The sequence below is a fragment of the Brevundimonas pondensis genome (genome assembly GCF_017487345.1).
Taxonomy (GTDB): Bacteria; Pseudomonadota; Alphaproteobacteria; order Caulobacterales; family Caulobacteraceae; genus Brevundimonas; species Brevundimonas pondensis.
Map to the genome: position 1 here is coordinate 2,222,486 of NZ_CP062006.1, position 21,136 is coordinate 2,243,621.

The following is a 21,136-nucleotide window of genomic DNA, read 5'->3' on the forward strand; positions in this document are numbered from 1 at the left end:
GGTCATCGCGACCGGGCCTTTTGACTTAGTGCGCCTCTTTGGGCGTTTCCATCAGTTCAATCAGGACGCCCCCCATCTCCTTGGGATGCAGGAAGACGACCGGGGTGCCGTGGGCGCCGATGCGGGGCTCGCCGGTGCCCAGAATGGTCATGCCCTTGGCGCGCATCTGGGCGATGGCGTCGTGGATGTCGACCACCTCAAAGCAGACGTGGTGCTGACCGCCCTTGGGGTTCTTGGCCAGGAAGCCGGTGATGGGGCTGGTCTCGTCATAGGGCTCGATCAGTTCGATCTGGGCCGTGGGCGTGTCGATGAAGCAGACCTTCACGCCCTGGGCCGGCAGGTCGAACGGCTCGCCGATCTTGGTCGCGCCCAGGATGTCGCGATACAGCCTGATCGAGTCCGCGATCGAGGGCGTGGCGACGCCGACGTGGTTCAGATTGCCGATCATCACTTGGTCTCCGCCGGCGCCGGTTGGGCATAGCCCAGACGCAGGTTCAGCTTTTCAATCAGGTCCGCCGCCGTGTCGGCGATGACCGAGCCAGGCGGATAGACAGCCGCCGCGCCCATATCGAGCAGGGGCTGCACGTCCGACGGCGGAATGACGCCCCCGACCACGATCATGATGTCCTCGCGGCCCAGCTTGGCCAGTTCGGCGCGCAGTTCCGGTACGAGCGTCAGGTGTCCGGCCGCCAGCGACGAGGCGCCGACTGCGTGGACGTTCTTCTCGACCGCATCCTTGGCGGCCTCGGCGGGCGTCTGGAACAGCGAACCGGCGGTGACGTCGAAGCCGATGTCGCTGTAGCCGGTGGCGACGACCTTCTGGCCCCGGTCGTGACCATCCTGGCCCAGTTTGGCGATCAGGATGCGCGGCGGGCCGCCGTCGTTCTCGACAAAGGTCGCGACCATGTCCCGGGCGCGGGCGACCTTGGGATCGTTCCCGGCTTCCTTGCCATAGACGCCCGAGACGGTCTTCACGGTGGCGATGTGGCGACCGAAAGCCGCCTCCAGCGCGTCGGAAATCTCGCCCACCGTGGCCTTGGCGCGGGCGGCCTGCACCGCCAGTTCCAGCAGGTTGGCGTTTCCGCGCGCGCCAGCCGTCAGGGCTTCCAGCGCGGCGTCGGTCGCGGCCTGGTCGCGCTCGGCGCGCAGCTTCTTCAGCTTGTCGATCTGGGCGGTCAGAACGGCGGCGTTATCGACCTTCAGCATCGGAATGTCGTCGGGCGTGTCGTTCAGATAGCGGTTCACGCCGACCACGGTCTGCTTGCCGGTGTCGATGCGGGCCTGGGTCTTGGCCGCCGCCTCTTCGATGCGCAGCTTGGGAATGCCGGCCTCGATGGCCTTGGCCATGCCGCCCGCCGCCTCGACCTCCGCCATCAGGGCGCGGGCCCGGTTGGCCAGATCATGGGTCAGGCGCTCGACGTAGAAGCTGCCGCCCCAGGGGTCGATGGTGCGGGTCAGGCCCGTCTCCATCTGCAGCAGGATCTGGGTGTTCCGCGCGATCCGGGCCGAGAAGTCGGTCGGCAGGGCAAGCGCTTCGTCCAGGGCGTTGGTGTGCAGGCTCTGGGTCTGACCGCCCGCCGCCGCCATGGCCTCGACCATGGTGCGCGAGACGTTGTTGAACACGTCCTGCGCGGCGAGGCTCCAGCCCGAGGTCTGGCAGTGGGTGCGCAGCGACAGGGACCGCTGGTCCTTGGGCGAGAACTTCTCGGCGACCTTCTCGGCCCACAGCAGGCGGCCGGCCCGCATCTTGGCCACCTCCATGAAGTAGTTCATGCCGATGGCCCAGAAGAAGCTGAGGCGCGGCGCGAAGCGGTCCACGTCCATGCCCGCGTCGACGCCGGCCTTGATGTATTCCAGACCGTCCGACAGCGTGTAGGCCAGCTCGATCTCGGCCGAGGCCCCGGCCTCCTGCATATGATAGCCGGAGATGGAGATGGAGTTGAACTTCGGCGTCTCCTGCGCGGTCCAGGCAAAGATGTCCGAGATGATCCGCATCGAGGGCGCGGGCGGATAGATGTAGGTGTTGCGGACCATGAACTCCTTCAGAATGTCGTTCTGAATGGTTCCGGTCAGGGCCGCGTGCGGCACGCCCTGCTCTTCCGCCGCCACGACATAGAGGGCCAGGATCGGCAGGACGGCGCCGTTCATGGTCATGGACACCGACATCTGATCCAGCGGGATGCCGTCGAACAGGGTCCGCATATCCAGAATGCTGTCGATGGCCACGCCGGCCATGCCGACGTCGCCCTTCACCCGCGGGTGGTCGCTGTCATAGCCGCGGTGGGTGGCCAGGTCGAAGGCGATCGACAGGCCCTTCTGACCCGCCGCCAGGTTGCGACGATAGAAGGCGTTGGACTCCTCGGCGGTCGAGAAGCCCGCATACTGGCGGATCGTCCACGGATTGCCCGCGTACATGGTCGGATAGGGTCCGCGCATATAGGGGGCGAAGCCCGGCAGGCCGTGGATGGCGTCGAGGCCTTCCAGAGCCTCAGGGCCATAGGCGGTTTCGACCGTCAGGCCCTCGGGCGTCAGCCACGGGTCGCGCGCGGGGCCTTCACCGGTCGTGGTCAGGTCGAGGTCGACCTTGGAGAAGTCGGGGAAGCTCATTGGGCGGCCTCCTCGGACGCGACTTCAAAGGGCGCGGCGAAGCGCACCGGGGTCAGGGCGCCGTGGCGCACCGGCGCATCGACGGGATCGGCGGCCTCGACCGGGGCCGGGCGCGGATCGGGATCGACGTATTTGGTGACGCCGACCATGTGGCGGGCGCCGTCCTTCAGCGCGGCTTCCAACTGGCCGCGCGCGCGTTCGACGCGCGGCTGGATCAGGTGATGCTTCAGGGCCTCCACCACGCCGCCTTCGGCTTCGATGGACTGGAACTCGGTCCAGCCGGCCTCGGCCAGATCGCGGGTGCGGCTGTCCAGGAACCAGGAGCCGGCGGCGGGGTCGTCGACCCGACCCAGATTGGCCTCTTCCATCAGCACCAGCTGGGTGTTGCGGGCCTGACGGCGGGCGAAGGCGTCGGGACGACCCTCGGCACGGGTGAAGCCGTCCAGCACCACCACGTCGGCGCCGCCGACAGCCCCGGCGAAACCGGCGGCGGTCAGGCGCAGCAGGTTCGGCCAGGGATCGCGCGCCGACAGCATCCGCCGCGACGAACGGGCCTCAATGACGGCGGGGGTCTCATGCCCGAAGGCCTTGCTGACGCTGGCCCAGATCAGGCGCATGGCCCGGACCTTGGCCAGGGCGTCGAAATATTCGGCGTCAACGGAGACGCCCAGAACCACGCCCTTCAGCGCCTGTTCGGTACTCAGTCCCGCCAGAACGGCGGCCTTGACGTAGGCGACGGCGCTGGCGGCGGCGAAGGCCAGTTCCTGCCCCGCCGAGCCGCCGGCTTCGTGCACCACGCGGCCCGAGGCGAGGAAGAGTTTGGCCTCAGGATAGGCGACGGCCAGACGCGAAGCGGCCTCGGCGGCTTCGGTCACGGCGGCGTCAATCTCACCCTCACCGGCCTCGGCAAAGGCCGAGATGGGGTCGAGGTGGAATTGCAGTTGCGCCCGGGGCGAACCCTTGGCCACGGCCGACAGGGCCTCGGCGGCCTTCACGCCGTCAAAGCCCGCGTCCAGCGCCACCGGCGCCAGTTCCAGAGCCACGCCGTCGAGGGCGGCGGCCAGCGCCGCCTCGTCAGTCGTGAACGCGCCCTTCAGCACCACCGAGGCGGCGCCGTTTTCAAGGTCGGTCAGGACGGCGGCGTTGATCGCCGCCGCCTCGTCGCCCTCGACCAGGGTGCGCAGGTCCCACGCCCGCCCCTCGGCGTCCGTGGTGCGCGGCGCGCGAAGCGCCTGCACCCCGGTTGCGTCGGCATAGAGCGGCCGGATGATCAGGCCGTCGGCGTCGAGGTGCAGCAGGCTTTCGATCGCCCGCCCCTTCAGCGCCTTCTCGGCCTGTTCCCGCCATTCCAGCGGGCTCGGCGTGGGAAAGGTCGTCATTTACGCAAACTCCACCAGCACGTCGTCGGCGGCGACCGGATCGCCGGCCTTGGCGCCGACCGCCTTCACCACGCCGTCACGCTCGGCCTTGAGGATGTTCTGCATCTTCATGGCTTCGATGATGGCGACGGTCTCGCCCGACTTGACCTCCTGGCCGACCGTCACGGGGATGTCGACGACCAGACCGGGCATGGGCGACAGCACCAGCTTGGAGGTGTCGGCGGCGACCTTTTCAGGCAGACGCTGATACATGTCGGCGGCGCGCGGCGTCAGGACGCGGACGCGGGCCTTCGCCGCGCGGTGGCGGATGTCGAAGCCGTCCGGCGCGCGCTTCACCTCGGCGGTGAAGGGCTCGTCGTCCAGCACGGCGCGGAACTGGGCCATGCCCGGACGCCAGTCGATTTCCGACAGGGTCAGGTCGCGCTCGTCCAGCGAGATGACCAGATCCTCGGCCTCGTCATACGACAACGACACCTCGTGGGCCTCGCGGTCGATCAGCACGGTCCAGTCGGTGCGTTCCGACGGATCGCCCGCCTGCTCGGCCAGGACCTCGTTCATCGCCGCGGCCACGGTGATGAAGATGTCCTTCTGCGCCTCGCTGGGTTCCAGGCCGTGGAAGCCCTCGGGGAACTCGTCCTTGATGTAGCTGGTCGACAGCTCGCCGGACTTGAAGCGGTCCTGATCCATCACCGCCGACAGGAAGGGCACGTTGTGGCCGACGCCCGACAGGTGGGTGTCTTCCAGCGCGCGGGCCATGCCCTCGACGGCGGCGTCGCGCGTCTCGCCCCAGGCGCACAGCTTGGCGATCATGGGGTCGTAGAACATGCTGATCTCGTCGCCCTCGCGGACGCCGGAATCGTTGCGGACCGTATAGTCCCCCTGATCGCCTTCCTCGGGCTGCTCATAGCGCACCAGACGACCGATCGACGGCAGGAAGCCGCGATAGGGGTCCTCGGCGTAGATGCGGCTCTCGATGGCCCAGCCGTTGATCGACAGGTCTTCCTGCTTGAAGCCCATGGTCTCGCCCGCCGCCGAACGGATCATCTGTTCGACCAGATCGACGCCGGTGATCAGCTCCGTCACCGGGTGCTCGACCTGCAGACGGGTGTTCATTTCCAGGAAGTAGAAGCTGCGGTCCTGCCCTGCCACGAACTCGACCGTGCCGGCGGAGTCGTAGTTCACGGCGCGGGCCAGAGCGACGGCCTGATCGCCCATGGCCTTGCGCGTCGCGTCGTCCAGCAGGGGCGACGGGGCCTCTTCGATGACCTTCTGGTTGCGGCGCTGGATCGAGCATTCGCGGTCGAACAGCGAAACGATGTTGCCGTGCTTGTCGCCCAGCACCTGAATCTCGATATGGCGCGGATTGACGATGAACTTCTCGAGGAAGACGCGGTCGTCGCCAAAGGCGGTCAGGGCCTCGGCCTTCACCGCCGCAAAGCCCTCGGCCATGTCGGCGTCGGAATGGGCGACGCGGATGCCCTTGCCGCCGCCGCCGGCGCTGGCCTTGATCATGACCGGATAGCCGATCTCGCCCGCGATCTTCACCGCCTCTTCGGTCGTGGCGATCAGGCCCATGTGGCCCGGCACGGTCGAGACGCCCGCTTCAGCGGCGAACTTCTTGGACGTGATCTTGTCGCCCATGGCCTCGATGGCGTGCGGGTTCGGGCCGATGAAGGTGATGCCCTCGGCCTCCAGACGACGCGCGAACACCGGGTTTTCCGACAGGAAGCCAAAGCCGGGGTGAACCGCCTCGGCGCCCGACTGGCGCACCGCGTCCACGATCTTGTCCTGGATCAGATAGGACTGTGCGGCGGGCGACGGCCCGATGTGGATGGTCTCGTCGGCCATCTCGCAGGCCAGCGAACCGGCGTCGGCGTCCGAGTAAACGAGCACCGTCTTGATGCCCATCTTGCGGCAGGTCTTGATGATGCGAACCGCGATCTCGCCCCGGTTGGCGATCAGAATTTTCTTGAACATTTCTGGGCCTTACAGGGGGATGTTGTCGTGTTTCTTCCAGGGATTTTCCTGGGTCTTGTTCTTCAGCGTCTTCAGGGCCTTGATCAGGCGACGGCGGGTGCCGTGGGGCATGATGACGTCGTCGATGTAGCCGAGGCCCGCCGCCACGAAGGGATTGGCGAAGCGTTCCTTGTACTCGGCCTCGCGCGCCGCCAGGGCCTCGGGATCGCCAGCCTCCTTGCGGAAGATGATCTCGACGGCGCCCTTGGCGCCCATGACCGCGATCTCGGCGGTGGGCCAGGCGTAGTTGACGTCGCCGCGCAGGTGCTTGGAACTCATGACGTCATAGGCGCCGCCATAGGCCTTGCGCGTGATGACCGTCAGCTTGGGCACGGTGGCCTCGGCATAGGCGAACAGCAGCTTGGCGCCGTGCTTGATCAGGGCGCCGTACTCCTGCTTGGTGCCCGGCATGAAGCCCGGCACGTCCACCAGGGTCACCAGAGGGATGTGGAAGGCGTCGCAGAAGCGGACGAAGCGCGCGGCCTTGCGGCTGCTGTCGATGTCCAGAACGCCCGCCAGCACCTGGGGCTGGTTGGCGACGATGCCGACGGTCTGGCCGTCCAGGCGGCCGAAGCCGCAGACGATGTTTTTGGCGAAGTCGGCGCCGATCTCGAAGAAGTCGGCCTCGTCGACCGTCTTCAGGATCAGCTCCTTCATGTCGTAGGGCTGGTTCGGATTGGTCGGGACCAGGGTGTCCAGCGAGGCCTCGTCGCGATCCGCCTCGTCATAGCTGTCGCGGACCGGCGGCTTTTCGCGGTTCGACAGGGGCAGGAAGCCGATCAGGCGGCGGACTTCGGACAGGGCCTCCAGATCGTTCTCGAAGGCGCCGTCGGCGACCCCCGACTTGCCGGCGTGAACGCGGGCGCCGCCCAGGTCCTCGTGGCTGACGACCTCGTTGGTGACCGTCTTCACCACGTCCGGGCCGGTCACGTACATATAGGACGTGTCCTTCACCATGAAGATGAAGTCGGTGATGGCCGGCGAATAGACATCGCCGCCCGCGCACGGGCCCATGATGACCGAGATCTGCGGGATGACGCCCGAGGCCAGGGTGTTCTGCAGGAAGATGTCGGCGTAACCGGCGAGGCTCTCCACGCCCTCCTGGATACGGGCTCCGCCCGCATCGAACAGGCCGATGATCGGCGCGCCGGCCGTCAGGGCCATCTTCTGGATCTTGACGATCTTGGCTGCGTGGGCGCCCGACAGCGAGCCGCCGAAGACGGTGAAGTCCTTCGAGAAGACATAGACCAGACGACCGCCGATGGTGCCGCGCCCGGTGACGACGCCGTCGCCAGGGATGCGTTGCTGGTCCATGCCGAAGTCGTGGCTGCGGTGCTCGACGAACATGTCGGTCTCTTCGAAGCTGCCTTCGTCCAGCAGCACTTCGATGCGTTCGCGCGCGGTCAGCTTGCCCTTGGCGTGCTGGCTCTCGATGCGCTTGACGCCACCGCCCAGTTTGGCGGCGGCGCGGCGGCGCTCCAGTTCCTCGAGGATGGCCTGGCTCATGGTGTGGGCGACTCCCTGCAATCTTTGACGATCACCAAGACGCTCCGTTGCAAAAAGGCAATCGCAACTTTGCAAAAGGGGCGTAAGTGCGTAAGCCTGCCAAGGTCGACGGGCTGTTTTGCAAAGTTGCGATGGCGGAAAAACTCTATCTCGGGGCCAAGGTGCGCAAGCTGCGCGAGGCGCGCGGCTGGACGCTGGAAGCCTGCGCCGGACGGCTGGCCCTGTCGCCCAGCTACCTGTCGCAGATCGAAACCAATCAACGCCCGGCGACGGCGCGGGTTCTGATCGCCCTGACACGGGCCTTCGACGTGGACGCCAGCCTGTTCGATCTGGACGGCGACGCCCGCCTGATCGCCGACCTGCGCGAGGCCGTCACCGACGTGGCCGGTCACGCCGAGGCGCCCTCGCCCGTCGAGCTGAAGCAGGCGGTGACGACCACGCCGCGGCTGGCGCGTCAGTTCCTGGCCCTGCATCAGGACTATCGCCGCCTCGACGAACGGCTGAAGACGCTGAACGAGACGCTTGGCCGGGACGAACGGGCGCAAGCAGCCCCCGCCCTGCCCTATGAGGCGGTGCGCGACTTCTTCCACTATCGCGACAACTACATCGACGTGCTGGATCAGGCGGCCGAAGTGCTGGCCGAACAGCTAGGCCTCGGCGCGGGCGGCCACCCCGAACGCGATCTGGAGGCGGCGCTGAACGACCTGTGCGGAGTGCGCCTGGCCACCGGCGAAGGACGCGGGGCCATGCGGCGTTTCGATCCGGCGGCGCGCATCCTCTATGTCGACGCCAGCCTGCCCGGCGCCACGCGGTCCTTCCTGATGGCGCACCAGCTGGTGCTGCTGCGTTTCCACGACCTGATCGAGCACGAACTGGACCGGGCCGCCTTCAACGTTCCCGCCGCGCGTGATGTCTGCCGGGTCGGTCTGGCCAACTATGCGGCGGGGGCCCTGCTGCTGCCCTATCGCCGCTTCCTGGAGGCCGCGCGTGAACTGCGGCACGACGTGGACCGACTGCGCAATCGTTTCCACGTCAGCTTCGAGCAGGTCTGCCACCGGCTGAGCACGCTTCAGCGTCCCGGCTGGCGCGGCGTGCCCTTCTACTTCGCGCGGGTGGACATGGCCGGGAACATCACCAAGCGGCACAGCGCGACGCGCTTCCAGTTCGCCCGCTTCGGCGGCGCCTGCCCCCTGTGGAACGTGCACGAGGCCTTCGGCGCGCCCGACCGCATCCTGGTCAATCTGTCGGAGATGCCGGACGGCTCGCGCTACATCTGCATCGCCAAGAGCGTGTCCAAGCCGGGCGGGTCCTATCTGGAGCCCGACCGCCGCTATGCGCTCGGCCTGGGCTGTGAGATCGAGCATGCTGATCAGCTGGTCTACGCCGCTGGTCTCGACCTGAACGGCCCGCCGACGCGCATGGGCGTCAGCTGCCGCATCTGCGAGCGCACCGACTGCGCCCAGCGGGCCTTCCCGCCCATCGACCGGACCCTGCGCGTGCCGGACAACGAGCGCGGCGTTATCCCCTACACCCTCAGCTAGAGGCCAAAGAAAGCCCCGCCGGGCGAACCGGCGGGGCTTCAGTTTTTCCGGGGCTGGAAACCCTAGAAGTTGGCGGTCACGCTCAACGTCACGGTGCGCGGCGCGCCGTAGAAGCCGATGACGGAATCCCCGGTGATCGCCGCCGGGAAGTTATAGCCGCCGGCGCGATAGCGCTCGTCCGACAGGTTGCGGCCCGCCAGGCTGACGCGATAGCGCGCGTCAGGCGCCGTCCACATCAGGGTGGCGTCATAGAGCCAGTAGGCGCCCTGATCGAGCAGCGGGATCGGCGTCTCGAACATCTGCGTCGCGCCGCGATAGGAGGCCATCGGCGTGAAGATCACCGAGCCGCGGTCGCCCAGATCGACACTGTAGGGCAGAGCGATATTGGCGGTCCAGTCCGGCGTGTTCTGGAAGTGGCGCTGATCGGCCATGTTCTCGCGCTTGCCGGTCAACGGGTTGAAGGTGACGAACTCGTTGAACTTGGCGTCCAGGTAGCCGAGCGTCAGGCGCGGAACGAAACTGTCGGTGATCCGCGCGCTGGCTTCCAGCTCCCAGCCCCAGATCTCGCTGGACCCCGCGTTGTCGACGAAGCTGACCACCGAGGTCGGCGGGATGAAGAACTGCGATGTGATTTGCTGGTCGGTGTAGTCCGACTTGAACAGGGCCGTGGCGAAGTTGATCCGGCGATCCAGCAGCGAGCCCTTCAACCCGATCTCATAGGTATCGACCAGTTCCGGCTGATAACCGTTGATCGTCTCGGGATAGAGACTGGCGTCGCCGCGCATGTCGAAGCCGCCCGACTTGAAGCCGCGCCCGTAGGAGGCGTAGCCGGTCAGTTCCGGCGTGAACTTGTAGCTGGCGCTGATCCGCGGCGTGAACTCCGAATAGTCGTCCGAGTTGGTGTAGTCGGTCAGAGGCGCGCCCAGCGGAATGGCCGAGAGATTGTGGAAGAAGGGGCTCTTGATGCCCAGATAGTTCTGGCGCAGCTGATCGACGCTCTTCTTGTCCTTGGTCCAGCGACCGCCGACCGACAGCGACAGCTGGTCAGTCAGATCGTAGCTGAAATCAGCAAAGACGGCGAAGCTCTCGGTGTCCACCTTGCCGCCGGTGAAGGTGGTCAGATTGGCCAGGCCGACGACCGTGTCGAAGGCCCCCTCGGCCGAGGCGTCCATGTAGAAGACGCCAGCCACGCCCTGCCAGCGCTCGCCCTCGAACAACAGCTGGAATTCCTGGGTGAACTGGCTGTCGGCGTAATAGCCCGGGATGTCGAGGATCGGCTGGGGCAGGCCATCGAAGTCGATACCGTCGCCCGCAGTGTCGCCGTCGCGCCAGGCCGTGACCGACTTGAAGGTCAGGGCGTCGCTGACGTTCCATTCGCCGGTGAAGGAGAGGCCGCGCGTACGGACGTAGCCGTCGTCGCCGATGCCGGCGCGCGTGTCATAGATGCCGTCGGTCATCGGCGCCTTGAGCCGATAGCCGTGACGGGCGTTGGACTCGTCCGTGGTCCTGTCGCCGGCAAGGCGGAAGAAGAGGTTGTCGCTGGGCGTCCATTCGACGCTCAGACGCCCCGCCGTGACATCCTTGTTGTAGTGTTCGGCGCCGGTGGTCAGGTTCGTGCCATAGCCATCGCGGGTGTAGCGCGCGATTGCGCCGCCGATCCGCAGGGTGTCATTCAGCGGGGTCGAGCCCGAGGCGATCAGGTCGACCTGATTATAGCTGCCATAGGCGCCCTTCAGCGTCAGTTCCGGGTCCTGGCTCAGGCGCTTGGTGACGTACTTGATCGCGCCGCCGATGGTGTTGCGGCCATAGAGGGTGCCCTGCGGTCCACGCAGGACCTCCAGCCGTTCGATGTCGAAGATGTCCAGGACCGCGCCCTGCGGACGGGCCACATAGACATCGTCGACATAGAGGCCGACGCCGGGCTCGAAGCCCCACAGCGGGTCCTGCTGGCCGACGCCGCGAATGAAACTGGTCAGGGTGGAGTTGGTGCCGCGCGCGATCTGGACCGTGGCGTTCGGCGTCTGCTGCTGCAGGGTAGTGATGTCGGCGGCGCCGGTCTGTTCCAGGCGCTCAGAGCTGACGGCGGTGACGGCGACCGGCACGTCCTTGAGGCTCTCCTCGCGGCGGCGGGCGGTGACGACGATATCGTCGACGCTGGAGGCCTGCTCGGTATCCGCCTGTTGGGCGAAGCTCGGCGCCGCGCAGAGCGAGGCCGTGATGAAGACGCTGGTCATCAGCGCCAGACGCAACTGTCCTGTCGTTCGCATTCTCGTTTCCTCTCCACGCGCGGTCGTTTGGTCGCCGCTGATCTGTGTTGGGCCGACGGTGGTCCGCGAACGGCCCCGCTGTCAACATCATTCATTCTTGCATGAATGAAACTTCATTCGGCGGCTCGACAGCCAGGCGAGCGTTGTTCATTCTGAAATGAACGAGTGCGGCGAAGATCGCGCCTGGAGGAAGCAATGATGAATCAGGTCAATCTGGCCGCGACCTCGCCTGTCGCGCACACCCCGTCCGGCGACCTGCGCGGCCGTCGCGAAGGTCCGGCCAATGTGTTTCGCGGCGTACCCTATGCCGCCGCCCCGGTTGGCGACCTGCGCTGGAAGGCGCCGCACCCGTTTCCGGCCTGGGATGGCGTGCGCGATGCGGCGACGTTCGCCCCTTCGGCTCCTCAGGCCGGGCCGTCCGATGTGGCCGACATCGTCGCCATCGGCGGCGCGCCCGAGCCGACCGGCGAAGACTGCCTGACGCTAAACCTCTGGGCGCCCGCCGAGGCCGCCGCGCCCGCGCCGGTCATGGTCTGGCTGCACGGCGGATCGAACCGAATGGGAGCGGGCTCCCTGCCCTTTTACGACGGCGCCGCCTTCGCCCGTGACGGGGTGGTGCTGGTCAGCGTCAACTATCGCCTGGGTCAGCTCGGCTTCTTCGCCCATCCGGCCCTGACGGCCGAGGCCGCGCCCGGCGAAGCGCTCGGCAATCAGGCCCTGCTGGATCAGATCGCGGCGCTGGAATGGGTGCGCGACCACATCAGCGCCTTCGGCGGCGATCCGGCCAATGTCACCCTGTTCGGAGAGTCCGCCGGCGGCCTCGACATCCTCGCCCTGATGACGGCCAGGCGGGCGCGCGGCCTGTTCCACAAGGCGATCGTCCAGTCCGGCGGCGGCTGGCTGCCCGCCACGCCGCTGAAGACGGCGCAGGAGCGCGGCGTCGCGGCTGCGACTGCGCTGGGCCTGACCCAGCCTGACGCCGCCGCCCTGCGCGCCTTGGCGCCCGAGCAACTGACGACTGTCGAAGGCGCCTTCGGGCCAGTCATCGACGGTCGATTGCTGGATCGCGACCCGATCAGCGCCTTTGCGCGCGGCGACTTCGCCGACGTGCCGATGATGATCGGGGTCAACAGCGGCGAGGATTCCCTGCTCAACTACGGCGGCGGGCTGAAACGCTTCGGTCAGTTGATCAAGCCGAACGCCAAGCTGGCCGCCCTCTATCCGCAGGCGAACGGCGACGAGGAACAGCTGATCCGCCTGGGCTTCCGCGACTTCGCCTTCGCCGCCCCGGCGCGCTGGGTCGTGTCGCGCCCCCGTCGGTCGAAGGCCTGGCTCTACGCCTTTGACTATGTGGAGGAAGCCCGGCGCGAGACCATGCCGCGCGCCAACCACGCCGCCGAAATTTTCCACGTCTTCGAGACCCTGGATCACCGTCCCGACGGCGCCCCGCCAGCGACCGAGGCTGACCGCGTCGTCAGCGCCGCCATGCACGCCCGCTGGATCGACTTCGCCAGAACGGGCGCGCCCGGCGCGGACTGGCCTGCCTATGTCCCCGCCGACGACGCCTGGATGGTGTTCAACGACACGCCCGGCGGCGAGGTCAAGCGCGGCTGGTGGAAGGCGGCGCTGGACCACCACGGCCGCAAAGGGAAGCTGCTAATCCTGCTGCTGCGCGCGCGGGATCGCCTGAGAACCCTGTTCTCGGCTAAAGTGACTCGATGACCGCCACCGAGACCAAGCCGCGCCCCAGGGCGAAAGCCAAGCCCGCGCCCAAGCCCAAGGCCCAGCGCCGCGAGGAGACGACGACCCGTATCCTCGACGTGGCCGAGGCCCTGTTCGCGCGCGACGGCCTGCACGGCGTCACCTTGAAGGCCGTGGCCAAGGAGGCGGGCGTCGATACGGCCCTGCTGCATTATTATTTCGACGACAAGAACCGGCTGTTCTCGACCGTCTTCGGCCGCCGCGCCGAGGTGGTGAACCGGCTGCGCCTCGACAGTCTGGACCGCTACGAGGCCGAGCACGGCGACGCCATGACGGTGCGCGGCGCCATCGACGCCTTCCTGCGCCCGCTATTCGTCCTGTTCGACGAGGGCGACAAGGCCTGGCTGAACTATGCCGCCCTGGTGGCCCAGGTGAACAACACCCCCGTCTGGGGCGGCGACACCATGCACCAACATTTCGACCCGGTGATCGACCGCTTCATCGGCGTGCTGAGACGCATCGCGCCAGAGACGCCACCGCGCCAGATCTACTGGTTCTATCACCTGCTGTCGGGGTCGCTGACTTTGTCGCTGGCCCAGACGGGCCGTATCGACGTCCTGTCCGGCGGCCTGTGCAAGTCCTCGGAAATGGGCGCCATCTGCGACGCCATGGAGGCCGTCTTCACCGGCGGGTTCGAGGCCATCCGCCGCTAACAAAGAAAAACCCGACCTCAGCGTCTGAGGTCGGGTTCCGGTCTCATCAGCCCATTGTCGGGATGACGAAGGAGCTGTCGGCGTGTTCCAGTTCGCTGTCAGGCCAGCGGGCCGTGACGGTCTTGGTCTTGGTCCAGAAGCGCAGACCTTCCATGCCGTGCTGGTTGATGTCGCCGAAGGCCGAACGCTTCCAGCCGCCGAACGAGTGATAGGCCACCGGCACCGGAATCGGCACGTTGATGCCGACCATGCCGACGTTGACGCGGGCGGCGAAGTCGCGGGCCGCGCGGCCGTTCTGGGTGAAGATGGCTACGCCGTTGCCGTACTGGTGCTTGCTCGGCAGGCTCAGGGCCTCCTCGAAGCTGGCGGCGCGCATGATCTGCAGCACCGGGCCGAAGATCTCTTCCTTGTAGGATTCCATCTCGGGCTTGACGTGGTCGAACAGCGACGGGCCGATGAAGAAGCCCTTCTCGTGGCCCTGCAGGCTGAACTCGCGGCCGTCGACGACCAGTTCGGCGCCTTCCTCGACGCCCTTGTTGATCCAGCCCAGGACCTTGTCCTTGTGGGTCTGGGTGACGACCGGGCCATAGTGGGCCTCGACGTCGGTCGAGACGCCGACGCGCAGGTTGGGGATCTCCGAGACCAGACGCTCGCGCAGTTCGTCGGCGGTGCGCTGACCGACCGGCACCACCACCGGCAGGGCCATGCAGCGCTCGCCAGCCGAGCCATAGGCCGCGCCGGTCAGGTCCTTGATCACCTGATCCATGTCGGCGTCGGGCAGGACGATGCCGTGGTTCTTGGCGCCGCCCATGGCCTGGACGCGTTTCCCGTGCTGGGCGCCCATCTGATAGACGTAGTGGGCGATGTCCGACGAGCCGACGAAGCTGACGGCGTGGATGTCAGGGTGGGTCAGGATGGCGTCGACCGCCACCTTGTCGCCGTGGACGACGTTCAGCACGCCCTTGGGCGCGCCGGCTTCCATCATCAGTTCCCCCAGACGCACCGGCAGCGACGGATCACGCTCGGACGGCTTAAGGATGAAGGTGTTGCCGGCGGCGATCGCCATGCCGAACATCCACATCGGGATCATGCCGGGGAAGTTGAACGGGGTGATGCCCGCCACGACGCCCAGCGGCTGGCGCATGGAATAGACGTCGATGCCGGGCCCGGCGCCTTGCGTGTACTCGCCCTTCAGCGCGTGCGGGATGCCGCAAGCGAATTCAATGACTTCCAGGCCGCGCTGAATGTCGCCCTTAGAGTCGGCGATGACCTTGCCGTGTTCCGAGGACAGCAGCTCGGCCAGCTCGTTCATATTGGCCTCGACCAGGCGCTTGAACTCGAACATGACGCGGGCGCGGCGCTGCGGGTTGGTCGAGGACCAGCCCTCGAAGGCGGCTTGAGCGGCCTGAACCGCGCGGTCCATCTCGCCGACGGTCGCCAGCTGGACGCGGGCCTGAACCTCGCCGGTGTTGGGGTTGAACACGTCGCCGAAACGGCCCGATGCGCCGTCGAAGGCCGCACCGTCGATGAAGTGGCGAATGTCGCGCATGAAGGCGTTTCCCTGTGATGTCGTTGTTCGTTCCAGCATGGCCTAGCAGACGAAGGGCTCGCCACCCATTGCAATCTTGCATCCTATGCTGTGCATTCGCGCAATGTTCGACTGGGACGACGTTCGCATCTTCATCGCCGCCGCGCGGGCGGGCTCGCTGGCTGTGGCGGCGCAGCGACTGGGCATAGACGCGGCCACGGTCGGGCGGCGCGTGGCGCGGCTAGAGACGGCGCTGAAATCGACCCTGGTGGTGCGCTCGGCGTCCGGCCTGCTGCTGACGGCGGCGGGGGCGCAACTGCTGGAGACGGCGCTGGACGCCGAAAGCGCGATGGAGGCCGCTGAGCGGGTGACGCGGCCCGACCTGATCGCCGGCACGGTGCGGATCAGCGCCTCCGAGGGCTTCGGCGGCGCGGTCCTAGCCCCCGCCCTGCCCGCGTTGCTGGCGGCGCACCCCGGCCTGAACATCGAACTGGCCGCCAGCTCCGGCTTCCTGTCGCCCAGCCGGCGCGAGGTGGACATGGCCATCACCCTGAGCCCCGCGGCCAGCCCGCGCCTGATCGTCGAGCCGCTGACGCCCTATCAACTGGCCCTCTATGCCGCGCCCGAGCACTTGACCCGGCATGGCGCGCCGCAGCGTGTTGAGGACCTGCCGGACTTCGACATCGTCGGCTATGTCGACGACCTGATCTATGCGCCGGAGCTGCATTATCTGGACGAGATCCGCCCCAACCTGAGGCCGCGCCTGGCCTCATCCTCGATCCGGGCGCAGCGGGACATGATCGCGGCGGGCGGCGGCATCGGGGTCCTGCCCTGCTTTCTGGCCGAGGGGCTGATGCGGGTCCTGCCCGATCAGGTGCTGATCGAGCGCCGCTTCTGGCTCAGCACCCACCGCGAGGTTCACGGCACGGCGCGGCTGAAAGCGGCGCGGCGCTGGATCAAGAGCCTGTGCCAGAATACGGCGGCGCGTCTGTCGCCCTACTAGAGCCCCAACAGGTCCGACCAGCGCCACTGGCCGGTCCCCAGCGCCAGCTTGGGCGCGCCGGGATCATCACTCAGGGTCACAACCACATAGCCGCGCACCGCCTGGGACTTGCACTCACGGGGCGAGAAGCCGACCACCACAGCCACGGCCTGACGCACGCCCGCCAGTCCCTTGCCGTCCTGACCGGGGCTCAGCACCCAATCGCCGTTCCAGATGACAATGGCCCGGCCACGCGCGCCGGAGTCGCGATAGGCCTCGGTCAGGCGCGCCCGGATGCGCGGGTCGTCGCGCAGGGCGTTCTGCAGACGCTCGATCATGTTGCAGACCCCTCCCGATCCCGAACCGGAGCCTGAGCCGGAACCACTGCCGGATCCCGTGCCCGTACCACTACCGGCGCCGCTGCCGACGCCGGAGCCGCCCCCGGCTGTCATCGCCCCTGCAAGGGCGGCGTCGCCCAGAAAGACGTAGGAGACGCTGGGCTCCGGCGCCGAGATCGGCACAGGCTCCACCGTCGGCGGCCGCCGCGCCGGACGGCTGGGCCGCGGCGCAGGACGCGCAGGCGGCGCAGGCGCGGCCTTGACCGGCGTCTTCACCGGGGTCGGCGGGGGCGCAGGCTTTGGCTCGGGCGTCGGGGCTGCGGCCGGCTTGCCGCCTCCGGCTTCCTGCGCCGCCGGTTCCGGCGCGGGCGGCGGCGGCAGAAGCTCAATCAGCTCCACCTCCATGACCGGTCGCTCCGGCGGATAGACGGGAACCTTGACCGGCGCGAACAGAATGACGGCCAGCACAAGGGCGTGCGTCAGAAGACTGAACGCCACGGTCGCCGGTCCTACGATCCTTCGCCGACGGTGCTGCCCACTCATTCAGCGACAACCCGCGATATTTCAATTTCAGTATGGCGAAGCTTCGACATTGATGTTCCGAAGTCGATCTCACGGCATATGACCATTACTTTGAAAATCATCTGCTCGTGTCAGGATCAAGGTGCTCGAAGCATAACGTTCGAGAAGCGCAAAAAACGCAGATATCTTAAATTTTTCTATAGTTAAGCTGGCACCTTTTCTTTCGTCACGCGTCTCTACCGCGCCGTTCCTGCGCAAACAGGACTGCTTGCGCATGCATCCGGGAATAGCGCTCCGGAACGAAGGAGACTGAACTTGATCAAACTGACCTCTCGCGCGATCGCTGTGACCAGCGTCGTGCTGATCGGCGGCCTGGCCGCCAGCGGCTGCGCCAGCCACCGTTTCGTGCGCGACAATGTCGCCGTGGTCGATGGCCGCGTGACCGAAGTCGACAACCATCTGACTCAGGTCGAAGGCACTGCCGGCGAAGCCCTGAACCGCGCCAACGCCGCCCACAAGCTGGCTGAAGGCAAGTTCCTGTATGAGGTCGTGCTGTCGGATGACTCGGTGAAATTCCCGGTCAACCGCGACGCCCTTTCGCCCGAGGCCGAACAGCGCCTGTCCGAACTGGTCCAGCGCCTCAAGGCCGAAAACCGCAACGTCTATCTGGAAATCCAGGGCCACACCGACTCGTCGGGCGACACCCACGCCAATGAAATGCTCGGCCAGGCCCGCGCCGAAGCCGTCCGCCGCTTCCTCAGCGACCAGGGCATCGCCCTGAACCGCATGGCGACCATCTCCTATGGCGAGACCAAGCCGGTGGCGCCGAACAACACGCGCGAAGGCCGCGCCCAGAACCGTCGCGTCGCTATCGTCGTGCTCAGCTGATCCCGAGGCGGCGGCTCAATTCAGGGCCGCCGCCCGGAAACGCAAAAGGGACCGGCGAATGATCGCCGGCCCCCTCACGATTGCCGTCCGCACCCGATGCGGCCGTCAACAGACAGGCGTCAGAAGCGAACGCGAACGCCGCCGAAGGCGCCCTGTCCGGCCGTGCCGTAGTTCAGGATCGTTTGATACTCTTCATCGAAGAGGTTCTCGACACGGCCATAGACTTCCAGGTGATCATTGATCGGATACGAAGCCCGAATATCGACCAGGGTGTAGGCGTCCAGGTCAGCGGAATTGTTCGCGGTGGTGAAACGCTCGCCGACATAGCGCACCGACACGCCCGTCTTCAGACCAAAGACCCAGGCGTAATCCGCCGCCAGATTGGCCGTATGCTCGGGCCGATAGGTCAGTTGCTTACCGTTGTAGTCGCCCTCAACATTCTGCGCCTCGGTCCAGGTGTAGTTGGCGCTGAGGTTCAGGCGGTCGGTCACGTCCACACGACCGATCAGCTCGATGCCCTGAGCCTCGGTCTTCTGCAGGTTCTTGTAATAGCCCCAACGGTTCACGCCGCCGCAAAGCGGATCGGTCGTGCCGACATCGCAGCTGTTGTAACGGATCTCGTTGTCCGCCTGACGATTGAAGTAGACGGCCGAGACGACGGCGCGATCAAAGAGGCGCTGCTCGACGCCGATTTCCCAGCTGTCGAATTCTTCAGGCTGAAGCGTCAGATTGCCAAGGTTGCTGTAGAGCTCATAGAGACCCGGTGCCCGGAAGCCCTGTCCCCAGCTGGCGCGCAGGACGGTGTCGCCCTCGTTCAGCGCCCATGCCGCCGCAGCCTGTCCCAGAGCCTTGCCGCCGTAGACTTCATGATCGTCGTAGCGCAGGCCGCCGGTCAGGGTCAGGCCATCCAGTGCGGTCCACTGGACCTGGCCATAGACGCTGTCGATACCGGCCTTGCCGCGGGTGTAGGCGGGGTTCGGGTCCCAGGCATCCGGCACACGAACCTTCATCTCCGAACGTTCGCTCTCGGCGCCAAAGGTGGCGTTCAGCGTCTCGCTGACGGCGAATACGCCCTGATATTCCCACCGCTGGTTCTGGCCGAGAGCATCATAGGTCAGGGGCTGAACATGTACGTCGGGATCGTAATACTGCGTGTCGGTATCGGTCCAGGCGTGGCCAATACGGTTACGCAGACGCCCGCCCAGAAGATCGAAATTCAGTCCGGCGTAGGCGGCCAGTTCACGCGTATTGCCGTAGCGACGCGCATCACCGTTCCAGGCATCGAGATCAACCCGGCCATCCGACCAGACCGATCGCAGGTCCAGCGACACGGCGTCAGTCAGCTTCAGGTTCACACGCCCCGACAGACCGGTATTGGCATAGCCGTCGTCCTCGGTTCCGGTGGCGTCGGCCGAGAAGCCGTCCGTCGAATAACGGCTGGCGGCCAGGCGCCAGTTCAGGCGCTCGCCGGCGCCGCCGACCCCGCCGCGGAAATAGGTCGTGCCGCGCGCGCCGGCCTCGGCGTCCAGGCTGCCTTGCAGGGCTTCGGTCGGTTCGGCGGTGACGATGTTCACCACGCCGCCGATGGCCTGGCTGCCCCACAGGGTCGATTGGGCGCCGCGCAGCACCTCGATGCGCGCCGTGTCGCCCACCAGCAGGTTTCCGAAGTTGTAGCCGCCTTGCGTCGAGGTCGGATCGTTCATCTTGACCCCGTCAAGAAGCACGACCGTGTGGTAGCTTTCCGCGCCCCGGATTCTCAGCCCGCTGACCGTTCCGACGCCGCCATTGCGCGTGTAGCTGACGCCCGGCGTCTCGGCCAGAAGCTCGACCACGGCCGTGGTCTGGCGGTTTTCCAGAGCGGCCTGGGTCAAGACCGTGACCGAGGCGCCGACGCGCTCGATCGGCTGAGCCGAACGGTTGGCGGTGACGACTACGTCTTCAACCTGGGTGGCGGCGGCGCGGCCGGCGACGTCGGGCGCGGCGGCTTGCTGGTCCGTTTCAACGGCGGCGGCGGGGAAGGCCGCCAACAGACTGGCGGCGGCGAGGGTAGCATAGGCGATCCGGTTCATCCGGCGGCTCCATTGACGACGCCGCGTCGTGGCTGCTTCCGGCGCCGTACAGACGCACGAAAACGGCCGCGAGCGCGGCAGGTTTTCACTTGTCGTCACACGAGTCACCTCGACCGCCCGGCACATCCCGACCGCGCAGAGAACGACGGCGACAGGCAGGTCTCCTGGCTTGCGGATCAGGGCCGATGCGCGTCGCCTTCCCAGAAGTCGTTCAGGCCGTGGCCTTCAGGACCGCCAGTGGCGTATGACGCGCGGGCTAACCGCTTACAGTTGCGGGAACAGCCGGAGTCTCACACTCCGTTCCCTTTTGATCCCCTTTCGGGGAACCTGACGCGTCGGTGGCAGTAGGGCCGCGCGCCGGTCAGGTCAACCATCGCAAAAGCGACCTCAGGCCGTCAGTCGATAACCGACACCCGGTTCTGTCGCGATCAGGCGCGGCTGAGCCGGGTCGGCTTCCAGCTTCTGACGCAGTTGGCCGATGACCACGCGCAGATACTGGGTGTCGTCGGCGTGGGCCTTGCCCCAGACGGCGGTCAGCAGGTCGCGGTGGCCGACGACCTTGCCGGCGTTGCGCGCCAGATGGGCCAGGACGTCGTATTCCTTGGGCGTCACGCGCACGGCGGCCTCGGCGCGGGTGATCAGGCGGCGCTCCAGGTCGATGACCACCTCCCCCGCCGTCAACGGCCCGCTGGCCTCCACGCGCGGGGCGGCCTGGCGCAGGTTGGCGCGGACCCGGGCCAGCAGTTCGCCGACGCCGAAGGGCTTTTCGACATAGTCGTCAGCCCCCAGGTCCAGGGCGGCGATCTTCTCGGCCTCCTTGTCGCGCGCCGACAGGATGATGATGGGACCGGAATAGAACTCCCGCGCGCGGGCCAGCACGTCCTTGCCGTCCATGTCGGGCAGGCCCAGATCCAGCACCACGGCGTCCGGGCTCCACAGGGCGATGCCGCGCAGGCCCTCCTGCCCGCTGTCGGCGCGGCGCGGCTCATAGCCGGCGGCGTCCAGCGCCGGGGACAGGAAGCGGTGGATCTGGGGCTCGTCGTCGATGACGAGAATCTGGGGACGGACAGCGGCCATTG

At 67.0% G+C, this 21,136-nt stretch carries 16 protein-coding genes and 1 riboswitch; of the genes, 5 read left to right on the forward strand and 11 right to left on the reverse strand.

Features of this window, described 5'->3' with window-relative positions; translation table 11 throughout:
• Nucleotides 1–25: 25 nt before the first annotated feature.
• The 5 genes from mce to IFE19_RS11130 are packed head-to-tail and all read right to left on the reverse strand — an operon-like array spanning nucleotide 26 to nucleotide 7,508.
• Nucleotides 26–448: a methylmalonyl-CoA epimerase gene (gene mce, locus IFE19_RS11110; RefSeq protein ID WP_207822305.1), complete on the reverse strand. Its 423-nt coding sequence runs from the start codon at nucleotides 446–448 to the stop codon at nucleotides 26–28.
• Nucleotides 448–2,607 carry a methylmalonyl-CoA mutase gene (scpA, locus tag IFE19_RS11115; protein WP_207822307.1) on the reverse strand — a complete coding sequence of 720 codons (2,160 nt, stop codon included), beginning with the start codon at nucleotides 2,605–2,607 and terminating at the stop codon, nucleotides 448–450. Before scpA ends, mce begins: the two co-directional genes overlap by 1 nt.
• Nucleotides 2,604–3,986, reverse strand: coding sequence for a methylmalonyl-CoA mutase family protein (locus tag IFE19_RS11120; RefSeq protein ID WP_207822310.1), 1,383 nt, complete (start codon nucleotides 3,984–3,986; stop codon nucleotides 2,604–2,606). The genes scpA and IFE19_RS11120 overlap by 4 nt, the downstream gene beginning before the upstream one ends.
• Complete coding sequence (locus IFE19_RS11125) at nucleotides 3,987–5,963, reverse strand: acetyl-CoA carboxylase biotin carboxylase subunit (RefSeq protein WP_207822312.1); 1,977 nt, start codon at nucleotides 5,961–5,963, stop codon at nucleotides 3,987–3,989.
• Nucleotides 5,964–5,972: 9 nt separating this feature from the next.
• The gene (locus tag IFE19_RS11130; protein WP_207822314.1) at nucleotides 5,973–7,508 is read right to left on the reverse strand and encodes an acyl-CoA carboxylase subunit beta; all 1,536 of its coding nucleotides are present in this window, start codon (nucleotides 7,506–7,508) and stop codon (nucleotides 5,973–5,975) included.
• A gap of 86 nt (nucleotides 7,509–7,594) precedes the next feature.
• Between IFE19_RS11130 and IFE19_RS11135 the strand changes: the two genes are divergently transcribed.
• A complete protein-coding gene (locus tag IFE19_RS11135; RefSeq protein WP_225910251.1) occupies nucleotides 7,595–9,049 on the forward strand; it encodes a short-chain fatty acyl-CoA regulator family protein in 1,455 nt (484 codons plus the stop codon).
• A 62-nt stretch (nucleotides 9,050–9,111) separates the two neighbouring features.
• Here IFE19_RS11135 and IFE19_RS11140 read toward each other — a convergent pair whose 3' ends face one another.
• Nucleotides 9,112–11,316, reverse strand: coding sequence for a TonB-dependent receptor (locus tag IFE19_RS11140; protein ID WP_225910252.1), 2,205 nt, complete (start codon nucleotides 11,314–11,316; stop codon nucleotides 9,112–9,114).
• A 195-nt stretch (nucleotides 11,317–11,511) separates the two neighbouring features.
• Between IFE19_RS11140 and IFE19_RS11145 the strand changes: the two genes are divergently transcribed.
• The gene (locus IFE19_RS11145) at nucleotides 11,512–13,038 is read left to right on the forward strand and encodes a carboxylesterase/lipase family protein (protein WP_207822316.1); all 1,527 of its coding nucleotides are present in this window, start codon (nucleotides 11,512–11,514) and stop codon (nucleotides 13,036–13,038) included.
• Nucleotides 13,035–13,730 carry a TetR/AcrR family transcriptional regulator gene (locus tag IFE19_RS11150; protein WP_207822318.1) on the forward strand — a complete coding sequence of 232 codons (696 nt, stop codon included), beginning with the start codon at nucleotides 13,035–13,037 and terminating at the stop codon, nucleotides 13,728–13,730. Before IFE19_RS11145 ends, IFE19_RS11150 begins: the two co-directional genes overlap by 4 nt.
• A 46-nt stretch (nucleotides 13,731–13,776) precedes the next feature.
• Here the strand turns inward: IFE19_RS11150 and IFE19_RS11155 are convergent, their stop codons facing one another.
• Nucleotides 13,777–15,279 (reverse strand): CoA-acylating methylmalonate-semialdehyde dehydrogenase, encoded by a 1,503-nt coding sequence (locus IFE19_RS11155; protein WP_207822320.1) that lies wholly within the window; start codon nucleotides 15,277–15,279, stop codon nucleotides 13,777–13,779.
• A 103-nt stretch (nucleotides 15,280–15,382) separates the two neighbouring features.
• Here IFE19_RS11155 and IFE19_RS11160 point away from each other — a divergent pair, with 103 nt between their 5' ends.
• Nucleotides 15,383–16,261 (forward strand): LysR family transcriptional regulator, encoded by an 879-nt coding sequence (locus tag IFE19_RS11160; protein ID WP_207822321.1) that lies wholly within the window; start codon nucleotides 15,383–15,385, stop codon nucleotides 16,259–16,261.
• On the opposite strand, the gene IFE19_RS11165 is transcribed toward IFE19_RS11160, so the two are convergent.
• Both IFE19_RS11165 and IFE19_RS11170 read right to left on the reverse strand, forming a co-directional pair.
• Nucleotides 16,258–17,076: a hypothetical protein gene (locus tag IFE19_RS11165; protein ID WP_207822324.1), complete on the reverse strand. Its 819-nt coding sequence runs from the start codon at nucleotides 17,074–17,076 to the stop codon at nucleotides 16,258–16,260. The genes IFE19_RS11160 and IFE19_RS11165 overlap by 4 nt on opposite strands.
• Before the next feature lie 114 nt (nucleotides 17,077–17,190).
• Nucleotides 17,191–17,376: a hypothetical protein gene (locus IFE19_RS11170; RefSeq protein WP_207822326.1), complete on the reverse strand. Its 186-nt coding sequence runs from the start codon at nucleotides 17,374–17,376 to the stop codon at nucleotides 17,191–17,193.
• Nucleotides 17,377–17,415: 39 nt separating this feature from the next.
• Here IFE19_RS11170 and IFE19_RS11175 point away from each other — a divergent pair, with 39 nt between their 5' ends.
• The gene (locus tag IFE19_RS11175; RefSeq protein WP_404822126.1) at nucleotides 17,416–17,988 is read left to right on the forward strand and encodes an OmpA family protein; all 573 of its coding nucleotides are present in this window, start codon (nucleotides 17,416–17,418) and stop codon (nucleotides 17,986–17,988) included.
• 119 nt (nucleotides 17,989–18,107) lie between these two features.
• Here the strand turns inward: IFE19_RS11175 and IFE19_RS11180 are convergent, their stop codons facing one another.
• Both IFE19_RS11180 and IFE19_RS11185 read right to left on the reverse strand, forming a co-directional pair.
• Entirely contained in the window at nucleotides 18,108–20,057 is a 1,950-nt protein-coding gene (locus IFE19_RS11180; protein ID WP_207822328.1) for a TonB-dependent receptor plug domain-containing protein, read from the reverse strand.
• Between the two features lie 137 nt (nucleotides 20,058–20,194).
• A riboswitch (cobalamin riboswitch) is annotated at nucleotides 20,195–20,402 on the reverse strand.
• A 42-nt stretch (nucleotides 20,403–20,444) separates the two neighbouring features.
• Nucleotides 20,445–21,134: a response regulator gene (locus IFE19_RS11185; RefSeq protein ID WP_207822329.1), complete on the reverse strand. Its 690-nt coding sequence runs from the start codon at nucleotides 21,132–21,134 to the stop codon at nucleotides 20,445–20,447.
• Between the last annotated feature and the right edge of the window lie 2 nt (nucleotides 21,135–21,136).